This is a genomic window from Rhizobium sp. BK399, assembly GCF_014194695.1.
Lineage (GTDB): Bacteria > Pseudomonadota > Alphaproteobacteria > Rhizobiales > Rhizobiaceae > Rhizobium.
The window spans coordinates 67,597-74,196 of the sequence record NZ_JACIAH010000022.1; the positions used below are offsets into that span (position 1 = coordinate 67,597).

General features: G+C 57.3%; 6 protein-coding genes. 3 read left to right on the top strand and 3 right to left on the bottom strand.

All coding sequences use genetic code 11. The features are described 5' to 3' along the window. The first annotated feature begins 6 nt into the window (after positions 1-6). Positions 7-765, top strand: a complete 759-nt coding sequence (cobM, locus tag FHT97_RS27725) for a precorrin-4 C(11)-methyltransferase (protein ID WP_183756555.1) — start codon at positions 7-9, stop codon at positions 763-765. Positions 766-780: 15 nt separating this feature from the next. On the opposite strand, the gene FHT97_RS27730 is transcribed toward cobM, so the two are convergent. Continuing rightward, positions 781-1,593 (bottom strand): TIM barrel protein, encoded by an 813-nt coding sequence (locus FHT97_RS27730; protein WP_183864833.1) that lies wholly within the window; start codon positions 1,591-1,593, stop codon positions 781-783. 702 nt (positions 1,594-2,295) lie between these two features. Here FHT97_RS27730 and FHT97_RS27735 point away from each other — a divergent pair. Next, positions 2,296-3,075 (top strand): response regulator transcription factor, encoded by a 780-nt coding sequence (locus tag FHT97_RS27735; RefSeq protein ID WP_183864834.1) that lies wholly within the window; start codon positions 2,296-2,298, stop codon positions 3,073-3,075. Positions 3,076-3,185: 110 nt separating this feature from the next. Here FHT97_RS27735 and FHT97_RS27740 read toward each other — a convergent pair whose 3' ends face one another. After that, positions 3,186-4,160, bottom strand: a complete 975-nt coding sequence (locus tag FHT97_RS27740; protein ID WP_183864835.1) for a sterol desaturase family protein — start codon at positions 4,158-4,160, stop codon at positions 3,186-3,188. A gap of 256 nt (positions 4,161-4,416) precedes the next feature. Here FHT97_RS27740 and FHT97_RS27745 point away from each other — a divergent pair, with 256 nt between their 5' ends. Next, the gene (locus tag FHT97_RS27745) at positions 4,417-5,319 is read left to right on the top strand and encodes a DMT family transporter (protein WP_183864836.1); all 903 of its coding nucleotides are present in this window, start codon (positions 4,417-4,419) and stop codon (positions 5,317-5,319) included. Between the two features lie 21 nt (positions 5,320-5,340). Here FHT97_RS27745 and FHT97_RS27750 read toward each other — a convergent pair whose 3' ends face one another. Next, complete coding sequence (locus FHT97_RS27750; protein WP_183864837.1) at positions 5,341-6,006, bottom strand: response regulator transcription factor; 666 nt, start codon at positions 6,004-6,006, stop codon at positions 5,341-5,343. Between the last annotated feature and the right edge of the window lie 594 nt (positions 6,007-6,600).

The window sequence follows — 6,600 nt, forward strand, 5'->3', positions numbered from 1 at the left end:
AAAGAGATGACGGTTCATTTTATTGGCGCTGGACCGGGCGCCGCCGACCTGATCACGGTCCGTGGTCGCGATCTCATCGCATCCTGCGCGGTCTGTCTCTATGCCGGTTCGATCGTCTCGCCCGAGCTGCTGCAATATTGCCCGCCGGACGCCCGCATCATCGATACCGCGCCTATGTCGCTGGATGAAATAGAAGCGGAGTACGTTGCCGCCTCGGCGGCCGGCCACGATGTGGCTCGGCTGCACTCGGGAGATCTATCCGTATGGAGTGCTGTTGCCGAGCAGATCCGTCGGCTGCAGAGACACGAGATCGACTATACAATGACGCCGGGCGTTCCTTCCTTTGCAGCCGCGGCCGCCACACTTGGTCGAGAACTGACGATCCCGGCATTGGCGCAAAGCCTCGTGCTGACGCGCGTCTCCGGACGCGCATCGCCAATGCCGGCCGGAGAAACCCTTGAGAAGTTCGGGGCGACCGGGGCCACGCTCGCAATCCATCTCGCCATTCACGCGCTTGATCGCGTTGTGAAAGAGCTGACCCCGATTTATGGCGCCGCCTGTCCCGTCGCCATTGTCGCCAAGGCATCCTGGCCCGACGAAATGGTCATCCGCGGCACGCTCGGCGACATCGAGGCAAAGTTTGCTGAAACCCCGGTCGAACGCACGGCGATCATTTTCGTCGGTCCGTCGCTCGACATCACCGACTTCCGCGAAAGCGCGCTCTATGACGTCTCGTATCAAAGGCGCTTTCGCGGTCGGGAGTAGGGGAGGGGGCTCTCGTCAAACGCTCGACGAGAGGAAGTCCATGCTGGCGCGAAGCGAGCTCGACGGGTCCTCGAGCCCGTGAACTTCTGCCGCGAAGGGCTCGAACGAAAATCGTCCCTGGTAGCCGGCTGCAAGCAGGGCCTTGATCTGTCCCAGATTGTCCAGCCGGTCTTCCCCGTCCACCAGGACACGGTGCGGATCGCGCATGTCTGACCGCGAAACAGAGGGGTCAATGACGCCGGAAATGTGCACCAGGCCTGTCAGCTCTGCAAACAGCCTGTCCTCGCCGGCGAGATGATGGTGGAACGTGTCATGGACCAGCCGGAACGTCGATCGCGCCTCGAGCGCATCGATCACAGCAGCCGCCTCCGCCTTTGACCGGAGTGAGCAAATCTCGAAACCCAGCGGCTCGACCAGCCCGATGATCTCAGCCGCATCAAGCAATGGTTTCAATTCGATCAGCGACCGGCGCAGATTCTCCTGGCGCTCGCCGTCGGCCCGCCCGGTTCCGTCGTTCTTCGGGACGAGCACCAGTGCCCTGGCGCCGCAGTCCCTGGCATAACCGATCAGGTCCTTCGCCTCGTCCTTGCGCTCGAGGCTCCAGTCGTTGAACCGTTGCAGCGCGTTGATCGACAGGATCGTCAGCCGATGCTCCCGCGCAGCCTTCGCAACGGCGTCTGGCGACGTGCCGTCAAGAATGGCGTTGCCGGCAAGGTCATTGCGGATCTCGACGGCATCGCCATCGAGCGACGTTGCGAGCCCAAAGAAATCCTGGACAGAAAGTTGTGGCGCCACCATGTGATTGAGCGCGAAATGAAGTTGCGCCATGTCAGTCTCCTCCCAAATGTGCCGGTCGAACACCGCACCTGGCGGCCCGACCGGTTGACCTTCTAACGGGATTCGTGCGCTGATCCATCTCCCTACCAGGACTTTGGCATTTCATTCCTGCGAGAAAACAATACTTCGATGCAAGAAAAGCCTCACGACGAGCGATGGACTGCCGGACCTTGATGTCGCTGGAAGCGGTGACCTATGGTCAATAATGAAGTCGACCGACTTGCTGTATATCCGGAAACAACTTCGTTCTTTGTAGAACGTTCGACCGCAACTGAAAGCATAGGTGCCTTTAAAACGCGATCTTTAGGCGTAGCTTCATGTCTTCGCGGACGATCTCGTAACATTTTTCAGAAATTTTATTCCTGTTGATTACCTAGCCGTTCGGCGTAGACTGCTATTGCGGGAGTATAGTGAAATGCAATTTCAGAATTACCTCTTGCTAGGTAGAAATTTATTTGTTGGAATTTTTGCCGTTAACCTTTGGAAATATTTTTGTATTGCGTATTAGTAAATGAGTATGTAGTTTCTTAATAAAGTAGAAATGCGGCATTCACAGTTCCGTGATAGCGCTGGAGGCAAGTTTCTACTTTTAGACTGACTATTGGGGATCATCAAAGCGTTCATGTAACTGCCGTTCAAGTATTTCAATACTTGCTGCGAACCATGTCGCGCATCTAGGGGTATGAGGCTAGTATGAATTACGTACACCCGGAATTTGAGAATGGGAGAATAGCATTGAGTGGCCTTCGGCCCACAACGGCAATGTCAGCCGGTGCGCAGGACGACAAGTGCCTGCTGATCATCGACGCAAGGACACTCGAGCGTGAATGCCTTGCGACGACATTGATGGCGAATGGACTGGGCATGGCCGCTGTCGCCGTTGGCTCGATCGCGGATTGGCGGAGGAAGAAGGACCATTGCCGGCCCGTTGGCGCTGTACTTCTCAATATCGCCGGGCGCAAGGCAAATGACGCCGCACTGTCCGAAGAAATCGCAAACATTACCGAAGAAGTGGCACCGGCTCCGGTGGTCATTCTGGCCGATGGTGACGACCTTAGCCAGACCTTGAAAATGCTCGAGTACGGCGCACGCGGCTTCATTCCGACTTCAGTCGGCATCGAGGTATGTGTCGAGGCCATCGCCCTGGCGATCGCAGGTGGCACCTTCATTCTCGCCGGTCACGCGTTTTCTGCGCCGGTCGCCACAGCGAGTGTCGAGAAGATGCCGGAACCACAGCGGCCGAAGGAGCTCACGCGCATCTTTACGCTGAGACAAGCCGAGGTCGTGCAGGCGCTTCGCAAGGGCAAGGCGAACAAGATCATCGCCTATGAACTCAATCTGCGCGAGAGCACGGTGAAGGTCCACATCCGGAACATCATGAAGAAGCTCAAGGCAACCAACCGGACGGAAGTCGCCTACAAGCTCAACGACATGTTCCAGAACGACGGTCGTTGGAGCACCGCAGCCGAATAGCTCTTTTTCTGCTCGTTTTTGTCTACATCAACAGTAAGACCTCTACAGATGGCGCGCAGTCGAGACTGCCGCCGTCTGCAGCATCGCCACCATCGCTCCCTCCGGAACCATCAGGGCGCGTTACCAACCTCACTGTGGCTCTGCTGCTCGTTTGCAGTCATGACAGGGACTGGCCGGTCGTGCCGACGACCCAATATCTGCCTGAAACCCTTGGCCGAAAACGGCTGGACGAGTTGCCCCAGAAATCCTTCGGCAACGCGACCACTGATGCCGATGTCCACAGGCGGTCTGCGTGGCGGATTAAAGTATGTCCCGAAGATCTGATCCCAAAGGACAAGGTTCTCACCGTAGTTCGTATTTCCTTCGGCAAGCACCTTCGAATGGTGCCAGCGGTGCAAGCGCGGCGTGCTGAAGACCCAGTCTAGCGGTCCAGTGGTCACATCCATGTTGCAGTGGGTCAGAAGGCCAATGAACGCCGTCACCGCGCCGATCCAGAGAAAGACCGGTAAGGGAGCGCCCATCAGGTAAAGCGGAAGTTGGCTAAGCGCGATTTTGAAGAGCGAGTCGACGATATGAAAGCGGCCCGTATTGACGACCCACAGGCGTTCGACACTGTGATGGAGCGCATGGAAGCGCCACAGGGAAAGAATTTCGTGCGCGGCGCGATGGGCGACGTAGAGGCCGAATTCCGCGATCGTCAATCCGAGCACAACCTGCAGGGCGAGGGGCCATTGATGCGGCCATATGGCCAGGGGAGAGCTCAGCGACGGTTGCAGCACCGTCGCAACCGCCATTGGCGCCGATGCGCCGATCGCCGCTGCGATCTGTACGCCGCCTTTGCTGAGCAAGGTGTGGGCAATGTCGTTGAGGGCTTCGCCATCGCGCTTCAGCCATTGCCGTTCATAGGGCATGAGCCGCTCGAAGCCGGCGATGAGGGCGACGATCGTGAGATAGACCACGTTGAACCACAACAACGGAGCGCCTGTCGAAAAGGCCCATCCGGCCCCGACCAGTCCCCCGACAAAAAGCCATGGCCAAAGAGCCCATGACGTCGCGATGTATAGCTGCGACTTGCCCTCAGTCATCTCAAGTCACCCTGACTCTCAAAATCTGAAGCGCATGTTACATCGCAAATTTCGCCATCCGCCAAGGGCCAAAGGGAACTTTGTGTCAGATGGTCACACGCAGGATATGGTGTATCCGGGCCCAAGCCTTGAAACGCTGGGCCAAGTGGTCCGATGCCGTGAAGCGCGATTTTGCAACGTCAGATATCGTAATTGTAACCCAGCCTGCTTCCTGATAGGCGTCGCCGTCAGTCACACCCTGTACCCTCGCAAGTCGATGCAATCAAGATCCTCCGACCCATCCACAAGCCCGCTCCTCGGCATTGCACTTGCCTGCGCCGGCTATTCGCTTTTTGCCATACAGGATGCCATCGTGAAGTGGCTGGTCGCAGACTACGCCGTTCCGCAGATCCTCTTCATGCGCAGCATCATGATCGTTGCGATTTCCGGCATCCTGGTGCGCCGGCTGCGGCATCCCTCGATACTGAAGAGTCCGCACCGGAAATCGCTGCTGCTGCGCGCAGGGCTGATGCTTGCCGCCTGGATGGCCTATTATTCGGCGGCGCGCCATCTCGGCCTTGCCGAGATTACAACGATGTATTTCTCGGCCCCCATCATGGTGGTGTTTCTGTCCATCCTGGTGCTTAAGGAAAACGTCGGACCGATGCGCTGGCTGGCATGCATGGGAGGCTTCGCGGGCGTTCTTCTTGCCGCCAATCCTGCTGAAGCGCCAAGCCTCGCGCCTGCGGCCATGGTGATCTTCGCGGGTTTCTGCTGGGCGTGGAGCACCGTGCTCGTCCGCCTGGTCAGCCGCACTGAAAGCACGCTCAATCAGATGTTGGCGACAAGCTTTCTGTTCGTTGTCGCCTGCGGGGCGATGCTGCCCTGGTTATGGAAAACGCCGGATCTTTTCGGGTGGGTGCTGATGATCGGGCTCGGCTTCGTCGCTGCTGCAGGGCAGTATCTCCTCTATGAGGGCTTCCGCCATGCGCCGGCCTCGACGCTTGCGCCGATGGAATACAGCGGCCTCGTCTGGGCGTTTCTCTATGGATATCTCATCTGGTCGGAGGTCCCGACCACAAATGTCGTGACAGGAGCCGTGCTGATCGTCGCCTCCAGCCTTACGCTTGTGTGGTGGGAGCGTCGGCAGATCCTGTCGACGCGCCGCCTGACGGCATAGCTGTCCCCATCACTGACCTGGTCAGTTGTAGGCCGGAACGCTAGCCTCGTGCGCCATGCTGAGCTTTTGAGCGGCCAAGACCACCTCGAGCCGGTTTCGCGCATCAAGCTTCTGCATGAGGACCGTCATGTAATGCTTGACCGTCTTCTCGCTGATATCCAGACCGGTCGCGATTTCACGGTTGGTGTTGCCGCGCATCAGATAGCCGACAATTTGCTCCTCGCGGGCGCTCAGCCGGAGATGCACCTGCGTCTTGCGGCGCAGCGCCTCGGTCTTCATCGACATGATCACCTTGGTGGCAAATCCTGGTGTGATGAAGGTGTTGCCGGAGTAGACGGTTCGGATGGCCTCGTGCAGATCGGAGGCAGAGCTACCTTTCAACACGTAACCGGAAACCCCCAGACCCAGGACCTGAATTGCCGTCTCGATGCTCGAGCTGGCCGTGAATACGATGATCCGGGTGCGCTTGTAGCGCTGCAACATGATCTCGATTGCGGCAATCGCATCGCCCGGCATGCTCAGGTCGACCACGACCACATCAGGATCAAGTTCTTCGACCAGCTTTAGCGCATCGACGGCATTTTCGCCCTTGCCGACGATCGCCAAATCTTCCTTGTTCGAGTAAAGACTGACCAATCCCTCGAGTAGTATAGGATGATCATCGACGAACGCTACTGAAATCGCCATGCCAGTCCCTCCCGTTGCAAGTACTACCCTAGCCCATCGCAATGCAATTTTGAAGTTAATACTTAAGTAATAGTTAAGTTAGCGCACTACTGGATAGTGTCACTTCCTACAAATTATGTTTCAGAAGTAAATATGCGCTATCTCGAAGAACACCATTTCCATCCGTTAGAAATGGTTGAGACGACGTTTCGTAAAATCGAAGTTTTACGCCAATGGAGACAGCGGCAACGCGTATACCCAAAACCCGAAGAATGCCGTAGCCTGTCGAGACTATTCCTTAGAGCTCTCTAATAATAGCACTCGCCGCACCGTTGCAAAATCGCCAATCTCTGCCGGACCCTACCCCGATAGGAGTATATACAGACGCGATATGGAGACTGCACAGAGCAACCAGCTCTTGCGCTTGAAGCGTACCGGTCCCCGAAACGGGATTTGGGACGTCGAACCGGCGGGGTCCGGTCAACTCAGCCGTGTTGTGTTGTCACGCCAGCGCTTGCCCCTATTCCTCTCTGAATGCCTTCATCATTTGGTCGGTGAATGGTTTGAGGAGGTATGAGAGGGCGGTTCGCTCGGCGGTTTGGACGAAGACCTCGA